The organism is Heliomarina baculiformis (assembly GCF_019966545.1).
GTDB classification, from domain to species: domain Bacteria; phylum Pseudomonadota; class Alphaproteobacteria; order Rhodobacterales; family Rhodobacteraceae; genus Heliomarina; species Heliomarina baculiformis.
This window is the reverse complement of record NZ_JAIMIC010000001.1, coordinates 615,261-640,294: the sequence shown is the minus strand read 5'-3', so window position 1 is coordinate 640,294 and position 25,034 is coordinate 615,261. Positions and strand designations below refer to the sequence as shown.

21 protein-coding genes are annotated in these 25,034 nt (G+C 62.0%); 18 read left to right on the top strand and 3 right to left on the bottom strand.

The features are described from left to right. Positions 1-55: 55 nt before the first annotated feature. The 6 genes from MF268_RS03110 (at position 56) to MF268_RS03085 (ending at position 5,538) form a co-directional block, all read left to right on the top strand. The gene (locus tag MF268_RS03110; RefSeq protein WP_238369433.1) at positions 56-1,036 is read left to right on the top strand and encodes a TRAP transporter substrate-binding protein; all 981 of its coding nucleotides are present in this window, start codon (positions 56-58) and stop codon (positions 1,034-1,036) included. A gap of 4 nt (positions 1,037-1,040) precedes the next feature. Next, entirely contained in the window at positions 1,041-1,595 is a 555-nt protein-coding gene (locus tag MF268_RS03105) for a TRAP transporter small permease (RefSeq protein WP_238369432.1), read from the top strand. 3 nt (positions 1,596-1,598) lie between these two features. Continuing rightward, a complete protein-coding gene (locus MF268_RS03100) occupies positions 1,599-3,050 on the top strand; it encodes a M81 family metallopeptidase (protein WP_238369431.1) in 1,452 nt (483 codons plus the stop codon). Further along, entirely contained in the window at positions 3,047-3,898 is an 852-nt protein-coding gene (locus MF268_RS03095; RefSeq protein WP_238369430.1) for an alpha/beta fold hydrolase, read from the top strand. The genes MF268_RS03100 and MF268_RS03095 overlap by 4 nt, the downstream gene beginning before the upstream one ends. Further along, the gene (locus MF268_RS03090) at positions 3,895-4,872 is read left to right on the top strand and encodes an ornithine cyclodeaminase family protein (protein WP_238369429.1); all 978 of its coding nucleotides are present in this window, start codon (positions 3,895-3,897) and stop codon (positions 4,870-4,872) included. Before MF268_RS03095 ends, MF268_RS03090 begins: the two co-directional genes overlap by 4 nt. 192 nt (positions 4,873-5,064) lie before the next feature. Continuing rightward, complete coding sequence (locus tag MF268_RS03085; RefSeq protein ID WP_238369428.1) at positions 5,065-5,538, top strand: hypothetical protein; 474 nt, start codon at positions 5,065-5,067, stop codon at positions 5,536-5,538. 90 nt (positions 5,539-5,628) lie between these two features. On the opposite strand, the gene MF268_RS03080 is transcribed toward MF268_RS03085, so the two are convergent. After that, a complete protein-coding gene (locus tag MF268_RS03080; RefSeq protein ID WP_238369427.1) occupies positions 5,629-9,036 on the bottom strand; it encodes an indolepyruvate ferredoxin oxidoreductase family protein in 3,408 nt (1,135 codons plus the stop codon). Positions 9,037-9,186: 150 nt separating this feature from the next. On the opposite strand from MF268_RS03080, the gene MF268_RS03075 reads away from it, so the two are divergent. Next, positions 9,187-9,627, top strand: coding sequence for an Lrp/AsnC family transcriptional regulator (locus MF268_RS03075; protein ID WP_238369426.1), 441 nt, complete (start codon positions 9,187-9,189; stop codon positions 9,625-9,627). Between the two features lie 276 nt (positions 9,628-9,903). On the opposite strand, the gene MF268_RS03070 is transcribed toward MF268_RS03075, so the two are convergent. Beyond that, positions 9,904-11,010, bottom strand: a complete 1,107-nt coding sequence (locus tag MF268_RS03070) for a Do family serine endopeptidase (protein WP_238369425.1) — start codon at positions 11,008-11,010, stop codon at positions 9,904-9,906. A 228-nt stretch (positions 11,011-11,238) separates the two neighbouring features. Between MF268_RS03070 and MF268_RS03065 the strand changes: the two genes are divergently transcribed. Beyond that, positions 11,239-11,910, top strand: a complete 672-nt coding sequence (locus tag MF268_RS03065) for a winged helix-turn-helix domain-containing protein (RefSeq protein WP_238369548.1) — start codon at positions 11,239-11,241, stop codon at positions 11,908-11,910. After that, a complete protein-coding gene (locus MF268_RS03060; protein WP_238369424.1) occupies positions 11,907-13,274 on the top strand; it encodes a sensor histidine kinase in 1,368 nt (455 codons plus the stop codon). The genes MF268_RS03065 and MF268_RS03060 overlap by 4 nt, the downstream gene beginning before the upstream one ends. Positions 13,275-13,277: 3 nt before the next feature. Here the strand turns inward: MF268_RS03060 and MF268_RS03055 are convergent, their stop codons facing one another. Then, positions 13,278-15,581: a molybdopterin guanine dinucleotide-containing S/N-oxide reductase gene (locus MF268_RS03055; RefSeq protein WP_238369423.1), complete on the bottom strand. Its 2,304-nt coding sequence runs from the start codon at positions 15,579-15,581 to the stop codon at positions 13,278-13,280. 148 nt (positions 15,582-15,729) lie between these two features. Between MF268_RS03055 and MF268_RS03050 the strand changes: the two genes are divergently transcribed. The 9 genes from MF268_RS03050 to MF268_RS03010 all read left to right on the top strand — a co-directional run bounded on the left by MF268_RS03050 (position 15,730) and on the right by MF268_RS03010 (position 25,034). Next, complete coding sequence (locus MF268_RS03050) at positions 15,730-16,347, top strand: exopolysaccharide biosynthesis protein (RefSeq protein WP_337926774.1); 618 nt, start codon at positions 15,730-15,732, stop codon at positions 16,345-16,347. Positions 16,348-16,461: 114 nt separating this feature from the next. Then, positions 16,462-17,094 carry a paraquat-inducible protein A gene (locus MF268_RS03045; RefSeq protein ID WP_238369421.1) on the top strand — a complete coding sequence of 211 codons (633 nt, stop codon included), beginning with the start codon at positions 16,462-16,464 and terminating at the stop codon, positions 17,092-17,094. Further along, positions 17,061-17,696: a paraquat-inducible protein A gene (locus MF268_RS03040; protein WP_238369547.1), complete on the top strand. Its 636-nt coding sequence runs from the start codon at positions 17,061-17,063 to the stop codon at positions 17,694-17,696. Before MF268_RS03045 ends, MF268_RS03040 begins: the two co-directional genes overlap by 34 nt. After that, on the top strand, positions 17,693-19,780 hold the full coding sequence (locus MF268_RS03035; protein ID WP_238369420.1) for an MlaD family protein: 2,088 nt from the start codon (positions 17,693-17,695) through the stop codon (positions 19,778-19,780). Before MF268_RS03040 ends, MF268_RS03035 begins: the two co-directional genes overlap by 4 nt. 4 nt (positions 19,781-19,784) lie before the next feature. Further along, complete coding sequence (locus MF268_RS03030; protein WP_238369419.1) at positions 19,785-20,354, top strand: PqiC family protein; 570 nt, start codon at positions 19,785-19,787, stop codon at positions 20,352-20,354. A 143-nt stretch (positions 20,355-20,497) separates the two neighbouring features. After that, positions 20,498-21,082 carry an ANTAR domain-containing response regulator gene (locus MF268_RS03025; RefSeq protein ID WP_238369418.1) on the top strand — a complete coding sequence of 195 codons (585 nt, stop codon included), beginning with the start codon at positions 20,498-20,500 and terminating at the stop codon, positions 21,080-21,082. After that, on the top strand, positions 21,079-22,242 hold the full coding sequence (locus tag MF268_RS03020; protein ID WP_238369417.1) for a CmpA/NrtA family ABC transporter substrate-binding protein: 1,164 nt from the start codon (positions 21,079-21,081) through the stop codon (positions 22,240-22,242). The genes MF268_RS03025 and MF268_RS03020 overlap by 4 nt, the downstream gene beginning before the upstream one ends. A gap of 251 nt (positions 22,243-22,493) precedes the next feature. After that, on the top strand, positions 22,494-23,864 hold the full coding sequence (locus MF268_RS03015; protein ID WP_238369416.1) for a CmpA/NrtA family ABC transporter substrate-binding protein: 1,371 nt from the start codon (positions 22,494-22,496) through the stop codon (positions 23,862-23,864). Between the two features lie 87 nt (positions 23,865-23,951). Continuing rightward, entirely contained in the window at positions 23,952-25,034 is a 1,083-nt protein-coding gene (locus MF268_RS03010) for an ABC transporter permease (protein ID WP_238369415.1), read from the top strand.

The following is a 25,034-nucleotide window of genomic DNA, read 5'->3' as shown; positions in this document are numbered from 1 at the left end:
TCACGATAATAAAATCAACAAAGCGAAAAACGTATCAACAGAGGAGTTCAACGCAATGAAAAAGCGCACGTTTCTAAAGACCACGGTCATGGCCGCCGCGATGGCCTTTGCCGCTCAGGCATCGCAGGCCGAAATCAAGATCGCCCTCGACAGCCCGCCGGATCTCGAGGGTTCGGGCAGCTATGTCTGGGCCCATACCTTTGGCGAATACCTCAAGGAACACGGGCTTGAGGCCGAAGAATACCAGCGCGGCGCGCTGGGCGGCGACGACGAACTCTTCGACCAGATCAGCCAGGGCCTGCTCGAAGTTTCCATGTCCCCGCTGAACATCGTCGGCTCGATCGACAACACCATCTACGGCCTGCGTCTGCCCTATTTCTTCGAAGACATGGCACAGGTGGACAAGGCCCTGGAAGAAGGCGGCATGCTCGCCAAGATCAACGAGGCGACAACCCCCGAAGGCGTCCGCGTTCTGGCTGTCGATACGGTCGGCCAGTCATCGGGCATCTTCAACACCAAGAAGCCGGTGAAATCGGTCGCGGACATGGAAGGCCTGCGGATGCGCGCCCTCGATGAATCCCAGATCGACCTCTACAAGGCATGGGGCGCGGATGGCACCATCGTCAGCTGGGCCGAAGTGCCGAACGCGCTGCAGACCGGCGTTGCCGATGGCTACATGAACCCCGCTTTCGTGCCGCTCCTGTTCGGCCACACCGACTTCATCAAGTTCTTCACCGACGCTGCTGTCACGCCCTCGCTGCGGATCGCGATTGCCTCCGAGGACTGGTATCAGGGTCTCTCGGACGAGGACCGGGCCATCGTCGATGACGCTGTCGCCGCTGCAAACAAGGCCAACCGCGATTGGCTGAGCACGCAGGACAAGGTGATCGACCAGCTCAAGGAAGCAGGTGTTCAGGTCGAAACCCTCGATCAGGCCGCACGCGAAGAATTCCGCGCGGCCTCAGGCCCCGCCTATGAAAGCGAACTGCTGAGCAAAGAGCAGATCGCTGAATGGGAAAAGGCGATGGGTAAATAATCCGTTGCGGACGCTGGCCCTTTCCCTCGACCGGCTGTCCGCAGCCCTGAACAGGATCGCGCTTTGGGGCGCGGTCCTGGCTGTGCTGGTCATGATCTATGCCGCAGGCTGGCAGGTCATTGCCCGCTACGTACTCGACTCCCCGCCGATCTGGACCGAGGAACTTGCCCGCCGGGCGATGGTCTGGGCCGGTATGCTCGGCGCGTCCTGCGCCTTTCGCGCCAAGGCGGACCCGACGCTGTTTCCCGACATGCAGCTCAAGACGGGCGCTTTCGGCGTGGTGCTCACCCTGATCCGGATGGTCGGCGTGCTGCTCTTCGCGATCCCGGTCATCTGGTTTTCGATCTTCGACGGTCGCATGAACCCGTTGCGCGGTTTCCTTGGCCGGTCCCTGAACCGAAGCGCCGAGATGCTCGACGTGTCGATGATCTGGTTCACTATGGCCGTGCCGCTCGCTTTCGTTCTGATCGTGATCCACTGCCTCGCGCTTACACTTATGCGGCTGACCGATACGGCTGCCGCGCCCGCCGTCCAGGCGACCCCCGCAACCAAGGTTTAAGACATGAAACTCTTCATCGCCGGTCTCAGCACCGAGACCAATTCCTTTTCCCCGATCCCGACCGGCATGGCGAGCTTTGTCGAAGGCTCGATCCATCACGGCGACGCGACGCAGGACGTCCAGCACTACTGGACCGGCCCGATGTTCATCTGGCGCGAGCGGGCCGAGGAACTGGGCTGGGAGGTGGTGGAAAGCCTCTCTGCTCATGCGCAGCCCTCCGGCCTGACGGTGAAATCCGTTTACGAAGGGTTCCGCGATGAAATCGTCGAGGATCTGAAAAAGGCAGGCGGTGCCGACGTGATCCTGCTCGCCCTGCACGGGGCGATGATCGCCGATGGCTATGACGATTGCGAAGGCGACCTGATCGCCCATCTGCGAGAAGTCGCGCCCGATGCGGTGATCGGCGGGCTGCTCGACCCGCATTGCTTTCTCACCGATCTGATGATGGAAAAAGCCACGCTGCTGGTGGCCTTCAAGGAATACCCGCACGTGGACGTGCCGGAACGCGCCGAGGACCTGTTCCGCCTTTCCCGTGACGCCGCCGAGGGCAAAACCAACCCGGTCATGAGCGATTACGACTGCAAGATGATCCTCGCCATGCCGACGCCCTCGGGCCCGATGCGCACCTACGTCGACGAGATGAGCGAACGCGAGGGCAAGGATGGCATCCTCTCCCTATCGCTGGCCCATAGCTTTCCTTGGGGCGATCACCCCCGAGTTGGCGCCCGTGCACTGGCCATCTGCGACGGCGACACCAATCAGGCGGCGACCGTCGCCCAGCAGCTGGGGCAAAAGCTCTTTGACATGCGGGAAAGCCTGCGGATCGACACGCCCGATATCGACCGCGCGCTCGACATTGCCGAGGCTGCACCGAAAGGCCCTATCGTGCTGGCCGATGTATCGGACAACGCCGGCGGCGGTGCGCCCTCGGATGCCACTTTCCTGCTCCGCGCGATGATCGAACGCGGCATGACGTCGATTGCCACCGGCCTGTTCTACGATCCCGGTGCGGTTCGCATCTGTCAGGAAGTGGGTGAGGGCGCGACACTCGATCTGCGCATCGGCGGCAAGTTCGGCCCCATGTCCGGCGACCCGCTCGACCTCACCGTGACGGTCAGGAAATGCACTTCGGGACTCACCCAGCGTTTCGGCAAACTGCCCGCGCCGATTGGCAATGCGGTCTGGGTGGAATACAATGGCATCGACATCGTGCTGAATGACGTGCGCAGCCAGACCTTCCACCCCGAAGCCTTCGAGCAACTGGGCATCGACCTCTCGCAGCGCCGTTATGTCTGTGTGAAATCCTCGAACCACTATCAGGCCGGGTTCAACCCCATCGCGGCCAAGGTCATACCCGTGGCCACGCCCGGCGCGATCACGCCGGACTATGCCAATATACCCTATACCCGCCGCGCCCGCGATTACTGGCCGGCTGTCGAGGAGCCCTTTGCATGAGCAACCCCCTTATCCAGTCGCGCGACGCCTTCGCCGCTGAACATCCCGAACAGCGGATCACCCTGAACGGGCGCGAATGGGGCTATATCGATGCGGGGCAGGGACCTGTCCTGCTGTTGATCCCGGGCACGCTAGGCCGCTGCGACGTGTTCTGGCAACAGATCGAGGCACTCAAGGGCCGGTTGCGCATTGTCGCCGCCACCTATCCTGCGACCGGAGGCATTGTCGACTGGGCGGGCGATCTCGTCTCGCTGATGGATCATTTGAACATCGACAAGGCGGCGGTGCTCGGATCGTCGCTCGGCGGCTATGTTGCCCAGTATCTGGCCGGTGCCGCGCCCGACCGGATGACGAAACTGCTCGCCGCGAACACGCTAGATACGGTTGTCGGAATCTCGACGCGCATGCCCTATGCGCTCGACCTCATGAATGCCCCCATCGAAGATATCCGCGCCGGGTTCGGCAATGGTCTCGGCCAGTGGCGCGAGGCGCATCCCGAGCAATCCGACGTGGTTGAGCTTCTGATGATGGAGGTCGGAGGCCGCATCCCCGAGGCCGAGCTTCGCGCCCGTCTCAACGCGACAAAGACCGGCCCGGAACTGCCCCCGCCCGCCATTCCGGCCAGCGACATCGTGACCATTGAGGCCGATGACGATCCGCTGATCCCGCCGGACATGCGTGCCGGGGTGCGCGCGCGGCTCTCGCCCTCCGTCGCCTATCGCTATCTCTCGGGCGGCCATTTTCCCTATATCGCGCGGCCCGACACCTATACCGCCCTGCTTGAACAGGTGATGGGCCTTGACGTAACCGGCCCCGACTGGGGACAGGAACAGGAGCGCAGCCTGTGATCATTCTCTCCCATGACGAGGTGGCGAAACTGCTACCGATGACCGAGGCGATCGAGGTTGTCGACCGTGCCATGCGCACGGTCTCCAATGGTGGCGCGGAACTGCCGCTACGGTCCATCATGCCGGTCGGCGGCAATAACAAGATGGGCATCATGCCCGGCGCGATGAATGATCCGGCCTGTTTCGGCATCAAGCTCATCAGCCTGTTTCCCGGCAACCCGGCGCGGGGTCTGTCCTCGCATCGCGGCGCCTATCTGCTGTTCGAACCGGAAACCGGCGCGCCCGTGGCGATGATGGACGCGAGCCTGCTGACCGCGATCCGCACCGCCGCCGCAAGCGGCGTGGCCACCCGCGCCCTCGCCCGTGAGGATGCGACCCGTCTTGCCATCCTCGGCAACGGCGAACAGGCCGAACATCACCTCGACGCGATCTGCGCCGTGCGCCCGATCACGCAGGTCGCTGTTGCAGGCCGCTCCGCCGAAAAAGCCGCCCCGTTCTGCAAGGCGGCGAAGGCGAAATACCCGAGCATCACCTTTACCAGCGGTGACGACATGCAGGCCGCCGTGGCCGAGGCTGATATCGTCTGCACGGTCACTGCGTCGCCCACCCCGATCCTGAATGCGGATTGGCTGCCGAAAGGCTGCCATGTCAACGTCGTCGGCTCCTCGATCCCCTCCATGCGGGAAGTCGACGACGACTTTGTTCTCAAGGCCTCGATCTGGGTGGATTACACGCCCTCGACCCTCGCGCAAGCGGGCGAGGTCGTCGAGATGATCGCCGCTGGCAAGTTCAGCGCCGACCAGCTGAAAGGCGAAATCGGCGCGCTGCTGCAAAACCAGATCAAAGGCCGCGCCGATGCGGACCAGCTCACTGCCTACCGCTCCCTCGGCGTCGCCGCCCAAGACCTCGCCGCCGCGCAACACGTTCTGGACCGCGCGAAAGACACCGGAGCAGGGCAGAGCGTGGATTTCTGAGGACGAAATCTCGGTAGATTGTGTCCGGGCTTGATGTGCGCAGGCCCGGTGATTTGTTCCCATCGGTTGCCTACATTCAAAGCGAGCGGCGAATGCAACGGTTTACGTAGAGTAATCAATATATTGCCTGCAGTGCATGCCCAGCATTTGTCAGCTTGGCGATGAGCGACAAAAAAACTTTGGAGAAATCAATTGCGCGGCCGTTTGATTTTTATACCGTGCGCAGTTTGGTTTCTCTTGTCCGCAGCGCAGGCACACGCTAGCGCAGAGGTGCTCTCCGAGCAGGCAGGTTCCGATTGCCCGAAATCCGTTGCGATCTATCTCGAACTCATCGGGCTGGATCGCAAAAAGCTAGAGACCCTTGCGCCGTTCGTTGTTGCGACTAAACAAGGCACTGCATTGACCTGCTTGCCGCTGTCTCTGGACGCGGACATGCGTGTTTTAGCCTTAAAGGCGCTTCAGATCACCGCGAGGGTGTCAGAAAAAGCCCGTCCCGATTTGAGTATCGAAGGTATCCCGCAGTATCAGTGCAATGTTATTCGCGTGCGGGTTCGTGGAACAAAAATCCGCGGAATGATTGTTCCAGAGGACAGCGCGAAACTGCTCGGCCACAGATGCGTGTTGACTGGAAAAGGCAGTTTAGAGCGTGCGATGCAGCGGCAGTGACCGTGGCCGGATGATCTGCCGACTTGCACGGGAAGTTCGCCTTTGGCAGGGACTTCGCTGCTCCTGCCAAAGGCCACTTACCAGTCAAGGCTACGCGGTGCGCCCCATCAACCCGGCCACCTTCTCCTGCACCTCTTCCGCGGCCTTCTCGCGCACCGGGCCATAGCCACGGATCTCCTGCGGCGCGGCGAGCAGTTCGCGGCGGACCTCTTCCGGCACATCCGCCTGCGCGGCATAGGCCATCACCCCCTCGAACCAGTCGATCAGCGCGCGGTCCAGCTTGCGATCTGCCGTATAGCCGAACGGATCAAGCGCCGTACCGCGCAGGCTTTTCATCCCCGAGAGGCCGCGCAGAAGCGGGGTCATCCAGCCGCCAAAGCTCTTTTTCTTCGGGCGACCCCGCGTGTCGCGGGCCGAGGGCAGGAAGGGCGGCGCCATGTGATAGCTGACCTTCATGTCACCCTCGAATTCCGCCGCCAGACGGTCTTCGAACCCGGTCTCGGTCATCAGCCGCGCGACCTCGTATTCGTCCTTGTAGGCCATCAGCCGGAACAGCGACACCGCCGCCGCGCGCAGCGCAACCTCGTCGCCCGGCATCGCCACGCGCAGTTTCTCAAGCCGCGCCCGGTAGCGTTCTGCATAGGCCGCGTTCTGATAGCCGGTCAGGAAGGAGACGCGCCGCGCGATCAGGTCATCCACCGTCTCGACGGGCTTTTCCTCGTCTCGCTCAAGCGCCTCCGGGTTGGCCGCCATCACCCGGCCCAGATCAAAGGCGCGCGCGTTCTTTTCCACCGCCACCCCGTTCAGCAGGATCGCCTGTTTCAACGCGCCTTCGCTGACCGGCACCAGACCCTTTTGCCAGGCAAAGCCCAGCATCATCACGTTCGCGAACACGCTGTCGCCCATCAGCTTTTCCGCCAGACGGTTGGCGTTCAGCGCCGAAAGGTTCTCCTCTCCCACGGTCGCCGCGATCACCTTTTCGCGCTGCCCGATCTTCAGGTCCGCATCGCGGTTCAACACCAGATCACCCGTAGGCATTGCCGCCGTGTTCAGCACCATCCGGCTGCCCCGGCGGTAATGGGCCGAGGCCTTGGGCGCCGAGGACACCACCACGTCGCAGCCGATCACCGCGTCCGCGCCCGCGTTTTCGATCCGCACCTGATGAATATCATCGGGGCTGCGGCCCAGCCGGATATAGCTCAGCACCGTGCCGAATTTCTGTGCGAAACCGGTGAAATCCAGCACGCTCGACCCCATCCCTTCAAGATGCGCGGCCATTGTCACCAGAGCGCCAACCGTCACCACCCCGGTGCCGCCAACGCCTGTCACCAGCAGATCGAACGGTTCGTCCAGAGCGGGCAGGGAAGGGGCGTCGACCTCGGCCAGCAAGGCGGCCAGATCAACATCCGCGCCGCTTTTCTTGCGCCGCTTCACGCCCGAAACAGTCACGAAACTGGGGCAGAAGCCCTGCACGCAAGAGAAATCCTTGTTGCAGGTGTTCTGGTTGATCTGCCGCTTGCGCCCGAATTCGGTTTCCACCGGCTCGACGCTCAGACAATTCGACTGGACCGAGCAATCGCCGCAGCCTTCGCAGACCAGATCGTTGATCATCACGAACTTGTCCGGATCTTCCATCGTGCCGCGCTTGCGCCGGCGGCGTTTCTCCGTGGCGCAGGTCTGCTCGTAAATCAGGACCGTCACGCCCTTGATGTCACGAAGCTCGCGCTGGACCGTGTCGAGGTCTTCGCGGCTATGAAAAGACGTACCCGGCGGGAAATCGCCCTTGGTGAATTTTTCAATCGCATCACTGACCAGCGCGATCCGGTCGACGCCTTCGGCCCGCGCGTTCCATGCGATACCATCCACGCTCACCGGACCATCGACAGGCTGTCCCCCCGTCATCGCAACGGCGTCGTTGTAGAGGATCTTGTAGGTGATGTTCGCCTTGGTCGCGACCGCCTGACGGATCGCCATGGAGCCCGAGTGATACCATGTCCCTTCACCGAGGTTCTGGAACACGTGCTTGTTTCCGTTGAATTTTTGCGCGACGGCCACCGGCACGCCTTCGCCGCCCATCTGCGCAAAACCGCCGGTCGAGCGGTTCATCCAGCTTGCCATCACGTGACAGCCGATCCCGCTCATCGCGCTGCTGCCCTCGGGCATCTTGGTCGAGGTGTTATGCGGGCAGCCCGAGCAGAAGTAGGGCGTACGCGTCGCGCCGGACACGTTCAGCACCGGAGGCTTTTCCTCGGTCAGCGCGGCGGCGCGGGCGGGCAGGTTTTCATCCGGAAAGAACGCATCAAGACGTTCGGCGACAATCGGCACCAGCGCCAGCGGGGTCAGCTCGCCCGTCCACGGGATCAGGTCGCGCGTCGCGGCGGCATCGTGCTTGCCGACCATCTTCTGCGGCTTGTCGCCCGGCCAGTCATAGAAATACTCCTTGAACTGGCTTTCGATGATGCCGCGCTTTTCCTCGACAACCAGCACTTCCTGCTTGCCCTTCACAAAGGCCAGCGCATCGCGCCGTGCCAGCGGCCAGACCATGCCAACCTTGTAGATGTCGATCCCCAGACGGCGGCAGGCGTTCTCGTCCAGCCCCAATAGGCGCAGCGCCTCCATCAGGTCGAGGTGCCCCTTGCCGGTGGTGACGAACCCGTAATGCGCCTCGGGCAGATCATAGATCGCGTGGTCAATCGGGTTTGCCTCGACAAAGGCCTCGACCGCGCGCAGCTTGTGGCCGATCCGGGTTTCGATTTCGGCTGATGGCAGGTCAGAGCCGCGGATATGCAGGCCCCCCGGCGGCAGGTCGATCTCGGGCAGGGTGAATTCCCGGTCGGCGGGTATTTCGACAGACCGCCCGGATTCCACGGTTTCCGAGATCGCCTTGAACCCGACCCATGTGCCGGAATAGCGCGACAGGGCAATGCCGTATTCCCCAAAACTCAGGTATTCCTCGATGCTCGCCGGGTTCAGCGTCGGCATGAACCAAGACATGAATGCCACGTCCGACTGGTGCGGCATGGACGAGGACACACAACCATGGTCATCGCCCGCCACCACCAGCACGCCGCCTTTGGGAGACGAGCCATAGGCGTTGCCGTGTCGCAGCGCGTCGCCCGAGCGGTCCACGCCCGGCCCCTTGCCGTACCACATGGAAAACAGCCCATCGACCTCGCAATCCGGGCTGAGCGGCGCCTGCTGCGCCCCGAGTACTGCCGTCGCGCCAAGGTCTTCGTTCACCGCAGGCAGGAAGGTGATCTTTTCCGTCTCGAGCCGCTTGCGCTCGCGCCACATCTCAAGGTCCAGACCGCCCAGTGGCGAGCCGCGATAGCCTGAAACGAATCCGCCGGTGTTCAGCCCGGCCGCCCGGTCGCGCCGTGCCTGATCGAACATGATCCGCACCAGAGCCTGCGTACCGGTGAGGAATACGCGGCCGGTCTCGAGGTCATAGCGGTCGGACAGTTGATAAGATCGAAACGTGGGGCGTGGCTCGGACATGCTGGCTCCTCCTTTGGCTGGGTGCTCCCGCCCGCATATCAGGGTATGATACCCGGTCGGGGATGGAATTTCCTGCCAGGATTTGCGGGTTTTGCTCGGTTTATGATTTTTCCTGTCGATCAGTGGGGAATTTTCGGTATAGAAGTTCGCATGAACTTGGATCTCAAAGACCGTCAGCTGCTGGCACTGCTGGAGCAGGACAGCCGCCTGACCAACGCCGAACTGGCCGAGAAACTCGGCATGTCCACCTCGGCCTGCTGGCGCCGTGTCCGCGCGTTCGAAGAGGCCGGTATCATCACCCGCTACGGCGCGGTGCTCGATCGCGGCCGGATGGGCGAAAGCTTTCACGCGATCATCCACGTGCAGCTTGTGCGCCACGATCCCGAAGGTGTCCGCGCCTTCAACCGTGCGATTATTCAGCGCGGCGAGGTTCAGGAATGTTACGCGACCACCGGTCAGGCCGATTACCACATCCGCGTGCGTTGCGCCGACATTACCGCCTATAACGCGTTTCTCGAAGAGGTGCTGTTTCGCCTGCCTGCCGTCAGCAGCGCCCAGACCAACGTCATCCTGCGCGAACTCAAGGTCTGAAAAAGTTAAAGGCCGCGCCCCGAGGGGAGGCGCGGCCTGCTTCTAACAGGGCTGGCGGGACGGAGCGGTCAATTTCTCGCAGGACGGAATGGGACAAGGTCGCTGCGATTTTTGCGCCGAAATTAACAGCCCGCTTTGGCTGGCCCTTAAGAAACTCGTTACTTTTGTCGTATCGCCGATGCACAGGGGGTGCACAGACGGTGTACGGGTATCACCCCCGAATTTTGCGCCCGGCCCGATGGAGTAATACCGGGTCGGACGCTACGATGGTTTCGCTCAGGCGTTCTCTTCTCCCAGCGTGCCCACCGTCACCTCTTCGGTGACTTCCTTGCCTTTGCGCAGGACCACAACTTGGGCTTTCTGGTCCGGCGTGGTTCCCGCCACCGCGCGGGTGAGGTCGCGCAATTCGGTGATGTCCGTGCCATTGAATGAAAGGATGATGTCGCCGTTTTTCAACCCTCCCTTGTCCGCAGGACTGTCATCGCTGATTTTTTCGATCACGGCGCCTTTCGGCATGTCGTAGCCGAGCACCGAAGCGATCTCTTGCGACATCGGCTTGATCTGCACACCGAGCCAGCCGCGGGTGATATTCCCGTCGTCTTCAAGGTCGGCCACGATGTCGCGTACAAGGTCGGACGGTACGGCGAAACCGATGCCTACCGACCCGCCATCGGGCGAGAAGATCGCGGTATTCATGCCGATAACCTCACCATCGTTGTTGAACAGCGGCCCGCCCGAGTTGCCCCGGTTGATCGCGGCATCGGTCTGGATGAAGTCATCGTAGGGGCCCGCGTTAATGTTACGCGATTTGGCCGAGATGATCCCCGAGGTGACGGTGCCGCCAAGGCCGAACGGGTTCCCGACCGCGACGACTTCGTCACCGACGCGCATCTCATCCGAGTCACCAAAGGCAACTGCGGGGAGATCCGCGTCGGCGGTGATCCGCAGCAGAGCGACATCCGTGAGTGGATCGCTGCCGATCACTTCGGCAGACAGGCTGCGCCCGTCCGATAGTTTGACCTTGACGCTGTCAGCGCCGCTGACGACGTGGTGATTGGTGACAACCAGACCGTCGCTGGAAATGATGAACCCGGAACCGACACCGTGCATCGGAGCGCGCTCGCCGCCTTGCGGCATCATCTTTTCGAATTGCTTGCGCAGCTCTTCGGGCATGTTCTCGGGCAGTTGCGGGGTTGTAGCTTCTCCGGCCTTTTCGGTGACCTCGATAAAGACGACGCTGGGAGAGACCTGCTCGACCAGATCGCCGTAGCCGCCTGCCGGAACGGCCAGGGCTGGCTGGGCCGATACCGCGACAAGGCTGGTAGAGGCCAGCGCGGCGCTCAGGACGACCCCGGCCAGACGTGTGCTTTTCGTAGTGATCATGGGATACTCCGTTCCTCAAAAACTCTTCACCCTATCTGGCCCCCGATCCTCACAGCCATCTTCGCGGAACTATACAAATATGTTAGCTGCGGATTTTCCGGCAGGATTGACTATTTGTAATTTCCAAACGGGCACCCGATCGGCGCATGTGACTGGATAGAAAGCGCGACAGCGCCTACCTGATGATCACGGGCACCCGTGATGCGGGACCGGACTGCGAGGTGGATGATGAAACTGCTTGTCGTGGAAGACGACGTGACAACCGGAGAATACATCGCCCGCGGCCTGCGCGAGGAAGGGGCGAGCGTGGATCTCGTCGCAGACGGGCGCGAGGGGCTGATACAGGCGACTTCGGGTACCTATGACGTGATGATCGTCGACCGAATGCTGCCCGAAATCGACGGCATGACGCTGGTCAAGACCCTGCGCGGCGCGGGCAACCTGACGCCGGTCCTGTTCCTGACCTCGCTCGGCAGCGTCGATGACCGGATCGAGGGGCTGAACGCGGGGGGTGACGATTACCTCGTCAAACCCTTCGCTTTCGGGGAGCTCTCCGCGCGCGTTGCTGCCCTGTCGCGCCGACCGCAATCCATCGACCGGGAAAGCGTCCTGCGGGCGGGGGATCTGGAAATGGATCTGATCTCGCGGCGTGTTACCCGCAGCGGGACAGAGATCGACCTGCTGCCGCGCGAATTCGCCATTTTGGAGCACCTGCTGCGCCGCAAGGGGCGGGTGCAGACGCGCACCATGCTGCTCGAAGCGATCTGGGACATCAGCTTCGATCCGGGCACGAATGTGGTTGAAACCCATATCAGTCGGTTGCGCGCCAAGGTGGACAAGCCATTCGAGACCGAGCTGATCAAGACCGTGCGTGGCGCGGGTTACCGGATCGACGCATGAGCGTGCGCAGACCTTCCCTGCTGCGTTCCATGCCGCTGCGGCTGGCCTTTGGGCTGGTCCTTGTTTTTGCCGCCGTCAGCCTGCTGAGCCTTGGAGCCAGCTATGTCTTCACCCAGCGTTCTATGGAACAGGCGATGCGGGCTGATCTGACGCAGGACCTCGCCGGGTTTCGCGCCGCGCCAAGCGCCAATGCGCTCGCCAGATTGGTGCAGGCCGAGGCCGCAGAAACCGACCCCGAACGCATGATCCTCAGCTATGTTTCTCCAACCCGACGCCGTTTTGGCAACGCCGCGATCAAGCGCGACAGCGAAGGCTATCACGTGGTATCCTTTGACGAAAACAGCCCGCAGCTGCATGGCCAGTACCTCGCGCTGACAACCCGTCTTTATGGCGGGCAGCTGACGGTGGCGCGATCGCGCAGCGAGATCACAGCCCTGCGTGGCGTGTTTTTCAACATCCTCGTGCTCAGCCTGCTTCCGACCATTCTGATCGCGCTGAGCGGTGGCTATTATCTTGCCCGGCGCGGGGCGCGGCATGTCCAGCAGGTCGGGAACACGCTCGATCAACTGACCTCTGGTAACCTTGCGGCGCGGGTGCGGCCGGGCGAGGGGTGGACTGACGACCTTGCCGAAATCGGTGCCAAGATCGACCAGATGGCACGGGCTCAGGAAAGCTCCGTTAATTCGCTGCGGCAGGTGTCTTCGGACATCGCGCATGACCTGAAAACGCCGATCCAGCGCGTCGCCGTGCATCTGGATGACCTGTCCCGCGACCCGCATCTCGATGGCGAGTCGCGCGCGCTGGTCGATGCGGCGAATGAGGAACTGGAACGCATCGTGTCGATCTTTCACGCGCTGCTGCAGATCGCCCAGATCGAATCCGGCTCACCCAAATCGCAATTCTCCCGGCTCGATATGGGCGCGCTTGTAGAAACCTGTGTCGAACTCTACGAACCGATGGTCAGCGACAGCGGCCACAAGCTGACGGTCGAATGCGAACCCAACGTCGCGCCGGTCCTTGGAGAACGGAACCTGCTGCTGCAACTCATGGCGAACCTGATCGAAAACGCGATCCGCCATACGCCCGCAGGCTCTGAGATATCCGTGCGATTGCGCCAAGAAGCCAGTGAGGTCGTGTTAGACGTGGCCGATACCGGCCCCGGTATCCCCGAGGCGGAGGCGGAAAAGGTCGTGCAGCGCCTCTACCGCCTCGACCGCAGCCGCAACACCCCGGGCAGCGGGCTTGGCCTCAGCTTTGTCTCGGTCGTGGCGCAACTGCACGAGGCCAGCATGCAACTGTCTGACAATGCGCCCGGCCTCTGCGTGTCGATCCGGTTCCCCGCGCAGGTCGCGGCGGAAAGCTGAGCCTCACCGCCGCGCGGGCAGGATTTCCGGTGGATTATGGGCCTGCGTTTCGGGCAGGGGGCCGTTGAAGGCTTCGACCATGACAAGGCAGGAATGCGCGGTCGGCCCCTGCGCAAGGCGCGATGTGCCCTTGTCGAGCGTCACCGCATTCGGGTTGCCATGACGGCAGGTATCCCCATCGGGGTCGTACCACGCGCCGGTGCTGATTTGGATGACACCGGGCATGATCTCGTCGCTGATCCGTAGCCCCGCAAGGCAGGCGCCCCGCGCGTTATAGACCCGCAGGATCTGACCGTCGCTTAACCCCCGCGCTTTCGCGTCCTCGGGGTTCATCAACAGCGGCTCGCGCCCCTGGATACGATCCGCGCGGCTGACCGAGCCGTGATCCAGCTGCGAATGCAGCTTGGTGCGCGGCTGGTTCGAAATCATGTGCAACGCTCCCTCGGGCGCGGCCCCCAGCCATTCGCGCGGCTCCATCCACGCCGGGTGGCCGGGGCAGTCGTCATAGGCGAAACCGGCGATCCTATCAGAAAACAGTTCGATCTTGCCGCTGGGCGTCTTCAGCGGATGCGCCTCGGGATCGGCGTAAAATTCATCCATCATCACCGTTGGCTTTTCTGGCGGCGGGACTCGGAACCAGCCGTCGCGTTGGAAAGTATCCCAGCTTGGCATCTCGACCCCGCTGCGCGCTGCTTGCTGGCGCGACACGTCGTAGATCCAGCGCTGCCATTCCTCGGGGTTGCGGTTCTCGGTAAAGGCCTCCTCGACGCCCATCTCCGCCGCGATACCGCGAAAGATGTCGTGATCGTCGCGGGCCTGTCCGACCGGTTCCATCACTTGGTCCATCACCATCTGGTAGGGATCTCGCGAAGTCAGCGCGATGTCCGAGCGTTCCATCGTTGTGGTGCAGGGCAGCACGATATCTGCGTGTTTCGCCAGCGCGTTCCAACACCATTCGTTGGCGATGATGGTGTCTGGCCCCGCCCAGGCGCGCCGCATCCTGTTCAGGTCCTGATGGTGGTGGAACGGGTTGCCGCCCGACCACCAGACCAGCTTGATATCCGGATAGGTGCGGCGCTGGCCGTTGTAGTCGTAAGCTGCGCCGGGGTTTTCCAGCATATCGGTCACCCGTGCGACGGGGATGAAATCAATCACCCCGTTCTGACCCTGCGGCAAAGCAGCATAGTCGACCTCGCGCCGGGTCGCGCCGAGATAGTTCATCGCCGAATAGCCAAAACCGATACCGGTGCCGGGCTGGCCCATCTGACCCAGCATCGACGCCAGCGCGATGGACGCCCAATAGGGTTGTTCGCCGTGATCCTGTCGGGTCAGCGACCAGCTCACCGAGATCATCGTGCGTTTCGCGGCCATCCTCCGGGCAAGTTCTCGGATTTTGTCAGCGGGCAGGTCGCAGATACCGGCAGCCCAGTCGGCATTCTTGACGATGCCGTCCTCTTTGCCGCGCAGGTAATCGGCAAGCTGCTTAAACCCGACCGTGTAGCGGTCGAGGAAGCCCGCGTCGTGCAGGCCTTCCTCAAGCAGCACACCCGCAAGCCCCAGCATCAGCGCGGCATCGGTCGAGGGGCGGGCCGTCAGCCACTCCGCGTCCGCATCCTCCATTATGTCCGAGCGCAGCGGCGAGATATTCACGAAGGCAACGCCGTTCTCATGCGCTTTCAGAACGCCAGCTTTCTGGACGTGATTGCCCAGACCACCTTGGGAGATCTGCCCGTTCTTCAACGGCACGCCGCCAAAGGCCACGAACAGCTCGCAGTTCTCGGCGATGGACTCCCAGCTTGTGGTCCGGGCCGGATGGTCAAAGAAGCTGCCCAGCACATGCGGCACAATCACTTCGGCGGCGGCATAACTGTATGTGTTCACCGAGCGGGTGAACCCACCGATGCAGTTCAGGAAGCGTTTCATCTGGCTTTGCGCATGGTGGAACCGTCCGGCGCTGGCCCAGCCATAGGATCCGGCATAGATCGCTTGATTGCCGTGTTCGTGGCGCACCCGGTCAAGCTCTCCCGCGACCAGACGGCTTGCCTCGGCCCAGCTGACCGGCACAAAGGCTTCCTTGCCACGTTGGTCTCCGGCAGTGCCCGGTCCGCCCTCTAGCCAGCTTTTCCGGATCATCGGCTGCGAAATCCGGGTTGGCGCATCCAGCACGTCGACGATTCCCTGCCCGATGGGCGAGGGATCGCTGTCTTCCTCGAAAGCGCGCAAGCCGGTGACTCGCCCGCCCTCGCGGTCGATACGGTAGGCGCCCCAATGGCTGGTGGTCAGCAGGTCGCGTTTCAGGTCGTTCACGCTCTTGATCCTTGAATTCTGGCGGCTTTAAGCATCTCTATCATCGGACCGGCACAGCTTGAATGGGGCGCAGCCGGGAATTGACGCCGTCGGCCCGAATACCCCGCATACGACGGGAACCAGATGAAAAAGGCGGCGTTATCTACGCATGTCAACAAGTTTTGATCAGACAGGCGCGATGCCAGAGGCAACTGGGCCAGGTTCGGTGAGCGATATCGTGGATTCGCTGCGCAATGCGGCCACGGGCGAAAAGACATCGCTGCAGGAAGCGATAAAGTCGCTGGGCGAAGCGTCGTTCGTGCCGGTGCTGATGGCGCCCGCGCTGGCGGTGGTTACCCCGCTCTCCGGCATACCGCTGTTCTCGAGTATTTGCGGCCTGCTGATCGCGATCGTCTCGATCCAGATGCTGTTCAACCGGGACCATCTGTGGCTGCCACAATGGCTGATGAAACAGCGCATCCCTTCAGATAAGTTGCGCACGGCCACCGAAAAAATGGAGCGGCCGGCTGCCTTTCTCGACCGCCATTCACGCAAGAGATTACGTCTTTTGGTGCGTCGTCCCGCGCGTTGGGTAACCGAAACCGCCTGCCTTATTTGCGGTGCGGTGATGCCTCTGCTGGAACTCGTGCCGTTCAGTTCCTCGCTGCTTGGCTCGGCCGTGGTTCTCTTTGCACTGGGCCTGCTGGTTCGGGATGGCCTTTATTGTCTTCTCGCTTTTGTGTTTCTCGGCACAGTCGGTTCGATCGGGTGCTTTGTTGTCATGTAGATCGGTCCCAGTGCCCTCAATCGAGAAGGACGGCTTTCCCAACTGCGGCGGCGCCCTATGTCGGCTGGTAACCGGTTCGATCCAAGGATAAACTGCCTGCATGAGAGACACCCCGTGACCGAGACGCGGCTCGATCCGTCCGAACTTGTTGCCTGCCCGAACTGTGACACGCTGCATCACATGCAGGACGTGCCTGAAGGTGCGCGCGCAAGGTGTATGCGCTGCAACGAGATCCTTATGGCTCCGAAGGGCGGGGCGATGACGCGGATCGTGGTACTGGCGGTGACCGCGCTTATCCTTATGATCGCCGTGGTCTTCTTTCCCTTTCTCGACCTGAGCGCCTCTGGGCTTGAACAGCACAGCTCGGTGCTTGATGCGATCATGGCCTTTTCCGACGGCATGCTGCTGCCGCTGACCTTCGCGGTCGCCGCTTTTGTCGTGGTGCTACCTGCGGTGCGGCTCATGGCGATCATCTATGCCATTGGCCCGTTGATATTCGACCGTCCGGCGCGTCCCCACGCGGCACGCGCCTTTCGGCTCGCCCAGACCCTGCGGCCATGGTCCATGGCCGAGATCTTTATCGTCGGTGTCGCCGTAGCGCTGGTCAAGATCGCCGGGATGGCGACAGTCTCGGTTGGCCCTGCCTTCTGGGCGCTGGTGGCGCTGGTGCTGGTGACCACCATCAAAGATACATTCATGTGCAAGTTGACGATTTGGAAAACGCTGGAAACCCAACGCCGCTCCTGACCGCCCGACAGGCCGGGCTTGTCGCCTGCACCGGCTGCGGTCGTGTGCATTTGCAGGGCGTCGAGCGCTGCGAACGTTGCGGTGCGCATCTTTCAAGCCGCGACACGACCAGCCTGCAACGGGTCTGGGCGTGGTGGATTGCCGGGTTGATCATCTATTTCCCGGCGAACCTCTACCCGATGCTCATCACCAATACGCTGGGTACGGAGTACAAGAACACGATCCTCGGCGGCGTGATCGAACTGATCGACCATCATTCCTATTTCGTTGCGGGGGTTGTGTTCTTCGCCTCGATCATGATCCCGGTCGGCAAGTTTATCGCCATCGCCTATCTCGCCTACAGTGTGCGCCACCGTGCGACCATGTCCGACCATGGCCGCCAGGTTCTTTACGAAGTGGTCGAATTCATCGGCCGATGGTCGATGATCGACGTCTTTGTGGTGGCTATCCTGTCTTCGCTGGTGCAGTTCAACTTTGTCGCCAACATCCATCCGGGCATCGCGGCGATCTCCTTCGCTTTGTCGGTTGTCTTTACCATGCTATCTGCCCAAAGCTTTGACCCCAGAATGATATGGGACGCGGAAGAGGCCGCAACTGAATGACCGATACCCCAAGCCCCGCAACGATGAAGGTCAACCACGGCAAGCCGCCGCCTTGGCGGAATATTTCCATGGTCTGGCTATTTCCTCTGCTAGCGCTTGCCGTCACGCTCTTCATCGCTTGGCGCAGCTACAGCGATCAGGGCGAGCTGATTCATATCGAATTCGAAAACGCCTCCGGCGTCGCGGCGGGTGAAACCACCCTGCGTTACCGCGACGTGGTTATCGGCACGGTCGATGCGGTCAACTTCTCTTCCGACCTGTCGAAGGTGATCGTTTCGGCCCGGGTCGAAAAGGCCGTCGCTCCGTTCATGGATGCCGAATCTCAATTCTGGGTGGTCCGCCCCGAAGTCACCGCCGAAGGGGTCAGCGGTCTGTCGACCGTGTTGTCGGGCGTTTACATCGAGGGCAACTGGGACGGTACACCCGGCGAAAAGCAGACCCGGTTCACCGGTCTCGAAAGTCGCCCCTTGATCGACAATAACGAAAAAGGCACCCGCGTGACCCTGCGCACGGCGGATGGAAACATCATGTCCGCAGGATCGCCCGTCTTCTATCGCGGTGTGCAGGTCGGGCGCACCGAAAGCCCGCAGCTTAGCGAGAACGGTTCGGTGGTGACGGTGGATGCCTTTATCGAGTCGCCCCATGACAGATACCTGACCACCGCGACCCGCTTCTGGGACACCTCCGGTTTTCAGGTCTCTTTCGGCGCCGATGGGCTGAAACTCGACGTGGGCAGCTTTGCGGCACTGATCAGCGGGGGTATTGCCTTCAACACCTTCTTTTCGGGCGGCGAGGCGATTGAACCCGGGCAGGATTACGAACTCTACCCCGATGAGGCAACGGCCCGTGAAAACGCTTTTGCCCGCGTTTCGACCAACACGGTGCGCATGTCGACCGTATTTGAGGACGGGGTCTCGGGCCTCGCCCCCGGTGCATCGGTGCTCTACGAAGGTCTCAAGATCGGTGAAATCGAAACCATCGCCGCCTTTATGAACGACACCGGGCGTGATCTTCAGGTGCAGCAGATGGTGACGCTTCGGATCGATCCGCAGCTAATGGGGCTTGATGCCGAAGCTACGGCCGACGACGTTTATGACTTTATCGGTTCCGCCGTCGCGAACGGGGTTCGTGCCCGCTTGCAACGGGCCAACCTGCTTTCCTCATCGCTGATCGTCGAACTTGTTGAAATCGAGGATGTGGGGGAAGCGGCGCTGGATCTTGACGCTGAGCCTTTTCCGAAAATCCCCAGTGTCCCGACGGATTTCCAGGATATCAACGCCACCCTCGAAGGGGTGATGAAGCGGGTCAACAGCCTCAAGATCGAAGAGCTGATTGCGCAGGCCACCAACACCCTTGCCAGTATTCAGGCGGTCGCAAGCGATGAGGCCACCCGCGCGGTGCCGGAACAGATCACGGCGCTCTTGGGCGATGCGCGTAATTTCATAGGTGGCGAGGATACGCAGGCGATCCCGGGCGAGCTGCGCGGCACCATCGAAGAACTGCGCAGCACCGTTGCAGAAATCAACCGACAGGGGGCGATTGCCCAGCTTGTACAGACGCTGGAAAACGCGGATGCCACGCTGGCCAGCGTCACCGCCACCTCGGACAGCCTGCCACTGCTGATCGAGGATCTGCGCGCGCTCAGTGCCAAGGTGCAGGGGCTTCCTGCCGACGAGGTCATGAATGCCGCCACCGATTTTCTCGACAGTGCCGACCGCCTGATCGACACGGAACAGGCGCGCAATCTGCCCAGCTCGGTCAGCGCCGCGCTTGATGAGGTGCGCACAATCCTTGCCGACCTGCGCGAAGGCGGTGCGGTCGAAAACGCCAATTCGGCGCTCGCCTCCGCACAAGGGGCGGCAGAGTCGCTGGAAACAGCCACTGCCGATCTGCCGGCACTCACCCAGCGGCTCGATGCGCTTCTGGCACGCTCGGAACGCCTGATCGCCGCCTATGGCGATCGGTCGGATTTCAACCGCGAAACCCTGACCATGCTGCGCGAAATCAGCGCCGCCGCGCGCACCGTCAATTCGCTCGCCCGCGAAATTGAGCGCAGCCCCAATTCCCTTTTGTTCGGAAAGTGACCTGATGACCCGTTTCAGAAAAAGCCTCGTCTCCCTAGCCGCCATCGCCGTCCTAGCAGGCTGCGGCGCGACATCGGGGCGCTACCTGATCGACACACCGGCCCCGACGCAGCAGGTGCGGGTGCCGCTTTCGACGATCGAGGTGCGCGATGTGACGTTGCCGGATTACGTGTCTTCGGCCGAGATCATGGTGCAATCCGAGGATGGCGCGCTGCGCCCCGTCGCCAACGCGATCTGGGCCGATAACCCGGTACGCGGCTTTACCCTGATGCTCGCGCGCAATCTCGATACAGGGTCGAACGCGGCGGCGATGACTGAACCATGGCCGCTCACCGAACCGCCCCATGCCCGCGTCGAGGTCCGCGTCGAACAGATGGTGGCCCAGATCGACGGGACTTTCCGGCTCACCGGACAATTCGCTATTGGCTCGCCCGATCTCGTCGTGCGTGAGCGCATCAGCCGGTTCGACATCGTCCAGCCGATCAGCGGCACTGGGGCAGGCGCCATCGCCGATGCCACCGGTCGGGCCCTGCAAACCCTGTCCATGCAGATCCTGCGCCGCATGGGGGGCTGATCCGCGCTGGCTTTGATGAACTGCTGCTGTTTCGCTCAAAAATTCGGCTTGCGCTGCGATGCAGTTCCGGTTTCTGCCCCGGGCCGCGCATTCCCTGTGTGAGCCAGCTATTCTTGCCGCGCTGCGGCATCTAAAACGATACCATGAACATGAACCTCAAGATTCTGGTCGTAGAACCGGATGCGTCCCGCGCAGAGGAAATCTCGCAGGCATTGCGGGAAGGCGGCTGGGCCAATGTCACCGTGCTGGCCAATACCGGCGGGCTCAGCCAGGGCCTGTCGGAAACCGATCCCGATCTGGTTCTCATCGACCTTGCCAATCCCAGCCGTGACTTGCTGGAACAGGTCAGCGCCGCGTCGGATGCAAAGCGGCGGCCGGTGGCTATGTTCGTGGATCAATCCGACGATGACATGACCAAGGCCGCGATGGCCGCCGGGCTCAGCGCCTATGTGGTGGGCAACATGCAGGCCGACCGGATCAAGCCGGTGCTCAAGACCGCCATCGCGCGTTTTCAGGTCATGAGCCAGATGCGCACGGAACTTGACGCGGCGAAACAGGCGCTGGCAGACCGCAAGACCATCGACCGGGCCAAGGGTGTGCTGATGCGCGCGCGCGGTCTGAACGAGGAAGACGCCTACAACCTCTTGCGCAAGACGGCGATGGACAAGGGCCGCAAGCTGATCGACGTGGCCGAGGCGCTGGTCACTGCGGCGGACATGCTGGAATGAGCAAGCGTCATCTGAATTGCGGCTACGTGCCACTGGTGGATTCAGCGCCGCTGATCATCGCGCGCGAGCTGAAATTCGCCTCGGACGAAGGGCTTGAATTGAACCTGCTGCGCCAGCCCTCATGGGCGGCGCTGCGCGATCTGCTGGCGCTTGGGCATCTGGATGCGGCGCACATGCTCTCGCCCATGCCGATAGCCATGACGCTGGGCCTCAGCGGCGTGAAATGCCGGATCGATGCGCCGATGGTGTTGTCGGTCAATGGCGATGTTTTCGGCGTGTCATCCGATCTTTCGGCGCGGATGCGGGCCAATGGCTGGTCTGGTGCCTTTCAGGACCCGCTCGGCACCGCCGCGCATTTGATGTCCGCCGCTACGGGACCGCTTAGGGTCGGCGTGCCGTTTCCCTTTTCGATGCACCGGCTGCTGTTCGAATACTGGTTCGCGGGCATCGACACCGGCGTGCCCGAGTTTGAGATCATCACCACCCCGCCACCGCTGATGGCCGACAAGGTCGGGCAGGGGGAACTCGACATGTTCGTGGTCGGCGAACCCTGGGGCTCGGTCGCCGTCGACCGCGGTGCCGGAGAGTTGATCCTGCCGGGCCGTGCGATCTGGGCTGTTTCGCCGGAAAAAGTGCTGGGCCTGCGCCACGATTGGGTCGAGGAAAACCCCGAGGTGACCGGGCGGCTGATGCGGGCGATCTATCGCGCTGCCGACTGGCTCGACACGCCGGACAACCAGCCGCTGGCTTGCGAAATCCTGTCGCGCAGCGAGCATCTCGACCTGCCGCACGAGGCCATCGACCGCGCCCTCTCCGGCAATATCGTGACCCGACCAGGCGCGCCCGCGCAACCGGTGCCCGGTTTTCTCAAGTTCCAGCGCGGTGCCGCGACCTTTCCCTGGCGCAGCCAGGCGGCGTGGATCTCCGCCCAAATCGCCCGCATTCATGGGCTTGTTCCGAAGCAAACCATCGCCGAGGGCCAGTCGGTTTTCCGCCCCGATCTCTATCGCCAGCACCTCGGCGGGGCAGGGGTCGACCTGCCCGGCGCGTCGGCCAAAGTAGAAGGTGCAATGCGGAATCGCACCGCCGTCGCCTCGCGCCACGGCCATATGATTCTGGCGGCAGATGCGTTTTTCGATGGACAGATTTTCGACTTTTAAACAACTTTTTGTCTAGAAAACGTGCAGAAAGCTGCGCCGCAGCACCCTTTTTGCGGATTTCTCAAAAACCTGTTGCGTTTTGAACCGGACTCTTCAAATTAAGTTCAACGAAGCACCGCTGCTTCTGACCTTCCCCCGATGATGGGGGTCTCACCAAAATAAGAGCAAAGCCGCTCGATTTGAATTTCACCGCATCTGCGCGTGATCAAATCGTCCGGCTTTTTTTGTTTTCTATCAATGGGATGATCCGCATGAAAAACGTTTTTGGAATGGCCGTCGCAGCGAGCTTCGTGATCGCGGGCAGTGCCTCGGCCGAGATGCTGGACGTCGAAAAGGACGAACTCACATTTGGCTTTATCAAATTGACCGACATGGCGCCGCTCGCCGTGGCCTATGAAAACGGCTACTTCGAGGACGAGGGGCTGTTCGTAACGCTGGTCGCTCAGGCCAACTGGAAAGTACTTCTCGACGGGGTGATCGACGGCACGCTCGACGGGGCGCATATGCTCGCCGGTCAGCCGCTCGCCGCCACCATCGGTTATGGCACCGAGGCGCATATCGTAACGCCGTTTTCCATGGATCTGAATGGCAACGGCATCACCGTTTCCAACGAAATCTGGGACCAGATGAAGCCGAACGTCCCGACCATGGAAGATGGCCGCCCGCAGCACCCGATCTCCGCCGCCGCGCTCAAGCCGGTGGTCGAAAGCTACAAGGATCAGGGCAAGCCCTTCAACATGGGCATGGTTTTCCCGGTTTCGACCCACAATTACGAACTCCGCTACTGGCTGGCAGCGGGCGGTCTGGAGCCCGGCTATTATTCGGATGACAACATTACCGGCCAGATCGGCGCCGACGTGATGCTGTCGGTGACGCCGCCGCCGCAGATGCCCGCCACGATGGAGGCCGGCACGATCTATGGCTACTGCGTGGGCGAGCCGTGGAACCAGCAGGCCATATTTAAGGGCATCGGCGTGCCGGTCATCACCGATTACGAACTCTGGAAGAACAACCCCGAAAAGGTCTTCGGCATGTCCGCCGACTTTGTCGAGGAAAACCCGCAGACCGCACTTGCCGTGACCAAGGCGCTGATCCGCGCCGCGATCTGGCTGGATGAAAACGACAACGCCAACCGCGAGGAAGCGGTCGAGATCCTGTCACGCTCGGAATATGTCGGCGCGGATGAAGAGGTGATCGCGAACTCGATGACCGGCACCTTTGAATACGAAAAGGGCGACAAGCGCGAAGTCCCCGATTTCAACGTGTTCTTCCGCTACAACGCGACCTATCCCTTCTATTCGGACGCGATCTGGTACCTCACCCAGATGCGCCGCTGGGGCCAGATCTCCGAAGCGAAATCCGACCAGTGGTATTTCGACACCGCCGCCAGCGTCTACAAGCCCGCGATCTATCTCGAAGCGGCTCGGATGCTGGTAGACGAAGGGCTCGCGGACGAGGCCGACTTCCCTTGGGACAGCGATGGCTTCAAGGCACCGACCCCGGCCGAGGACGTGATCGATGGTATCCCCTATGACGGTCGTCAGCCCAACGCCTATCTCGATAGCCTGCCGATCGGCCTGAAGGGCGACCAGAAAGTCGTCGGCAACCAGGTCGAAGGCTAAGCCCGACACGGCCCCTGCGCGCATCATGCAGGGGCCACCGCCAGCCCGCCAATCCCGCTTGTCTCCGACCCACAAGGACTTGGATCCATGACCGCCATTGACCCGCAACCATTGCATGACGAAGCACGCGAGGCCCGCCGGGCCCGCACCTTCACCCGCATCAACAAGGCCGATACCTGGTTCCAGGTGCTTGGTCTTTCCTGGATGACGCCGATCCTCAAGGCCGCCGCCGGTGACAACCCGCGGGCCCAGGCCGCCGAAGTCTGGCGCCTGCTTGGTGTACCGCTTCTGGCCATCGTGCTTTTCCTCGCTGCATGGTCGGCCCTCGCGCCCACTGTCCAAACCTCGCTTGGTGCCATTCCCGGCCCAGCCCAAGTCTGGGAGCAGGCAGTGAACCTGAACGAGGACGCGATCCGGGAGCGTAAGAAAGAGGCCGCTTTCTACACCCGTCAGGACGAACGCAACGCCAACCTGATCGAGGCGGGCAAGGAAGATCGCGTCAAGTTCCGCACCTACACCGGCAACCCGACCTATTATCAGCAGATCTGGACCTCGATCAAAACCGTGTTCTTCGGCTTCCTGATCGCCGCTCTCATCGCCATCCCGCTTGGCATCCTCGCTGGTCTCAGCGCGACCGCCAACGCGGCCATCAACCCGCTGATCCAGATTTTCAAGCCGGTCTCGCCGCTGGCATGGCTGCCCATCGTGACGATGGTCGTCTCGGCGGTCTATGTCACCAATGACGGCTGGTTCACGAAATCCTTTCTGGTCTCGGCCATCACCGTGACGCTCTGCTCGCTCTGGCCGACGCTGATCAACACCGCGCTGGGCGTGGCCTCGATCGACAAGGATCTGGTCAACGTCTCCAAGGTGCTCAAGATGAACACCTGGACCAAGATCACCAAGCTGGTTCTGCCCTCGGCCCTGCCGCTTATCTTTACCGGGCTGCGCCTGTCGCTCGGTGTGGGCTGGATGGTCCTCATCGCGGCCGAGATGCTCGCCCAGAACCCCGGCCTTGGCAAATTCGTCTGGGATGAATTCCAGAACGGGTCGTCGCAGTCGCTCGCTAAGATCATGGTCGCCGTCTTAACCATCGGCATCATCGGCTTCCTGCTCGACCGGGTCATGTACGCGATCCAGTCCGCCTTTACTTATTCGGCGCAACGGTGA

Excerpts from the sequence above, each read along its gene's own strand:
- MF268_RS03110 (WP_238369433.1), top strand. The coding sequence starts at position 56 with ATGAAAAAGCGCACGTTTCTAAAGACCACGGTCATGGCCGCCGCGATG.
- MF268_RS03100 (WP_238369431.1), top strand. The coding sequence starts at position 1,599 with ATGAAACTCTTCATCGCCGGTCTCAGCACCGAGACCAATTCCTTTTCC.
- MF268_RS03095 (WP_238369430.1), top strand. The coding sequence starts at position 3,047 with ATGAGCAACCCCCTTATCCAGTCGCGCGACGCCTTCGCCGCTGAACAT.
- MF268_RS03080 (WP_238369427.1), bottom strand. The coding sequence starts at position 9,036 with ATGTCCGAGCCACGCCCCACGTTTCGATCTTATCAACTGTCCGACCGC.
- MF268_RS03075 (WP_238369426.1), top strand. The coding sequence starts at position 9,187 with ATGAACTTGGATCTCAAAGACCGTCAGCTGCTGGCACTGCTGGAGCAG.
- MF268_RS03070 (WP_238369425.1), bottom strand. The coding sequence starts at position 11,010 with ATGATCACTACGAAAAGCACACGTCTGGCCGGGGTCGTCCTGAGCGCC.
- MF268_RS03065 (WP_238369548.1), top strand. The coding sequence starts at position 11,239 with ATGAAACTGCTTGTCGTGGAAGACGACGTGACAACCGGAGAATACATC.
- MF268_RS03060 (WP_238369424.1), top strand. The coding sequence starts at position 11,907 with ATGAGCGTGCGCAGACCTTCCCTGCTGCGTTCCATGCCGCTGCGGCTG.
- MF268_RS03050 (WP_337926774.1), top strand. The coding sequence starts at position 15,730 with ATGTCAACAAGTTTTGATCAGACAGGCGCGATGCCAGAGGCAACTGGG.
- MF268_RS03035 (WP_238369420.1), top strand. The coding sequence starts at position 17,693 with ATGACCGATACCCCAAGCCCCGCAACGATGAAGGTCAACCACGGCAAG.
- MF268_RS03030 (WP_238369419.1), top strand. The coding sequence starts at position 19,785 with ATGACCCGTTTCAGAAAAAGCCTCGTCTCCCTAGCCGCCATCGCCGTC.
- MF268_RS03025 (WP_238369418.1), top strand. The coding sequence starts at position 20,498 with ATGAACATGAACCTCAAGATTCTGGTCGTAGAACCGGATGCGTCCCGC.
- MF268_RS03020 (WP_238369417.1), top strand. The coding sequence starts at position 21,079 with ATGAGCAAGCGTCATCTGAATTGCGGCTACGTGCCACTGGTGGATTCA.
- MF268_RS03015 (WP_238369416.1), top strand. The coding sequence starts at position 22,494 with ATGAAAAACGTTTTTGGAATGGCCGTCGCAGCGAGCTTCGTGATCGCG.
- MF268_RS03010 (WP_238369415.1), top strand. The coding sequence starts at position 23,952 with ATGACCGCCATTGACCCGCAACCATTGCATGACGAAGCACGCGAGGCC.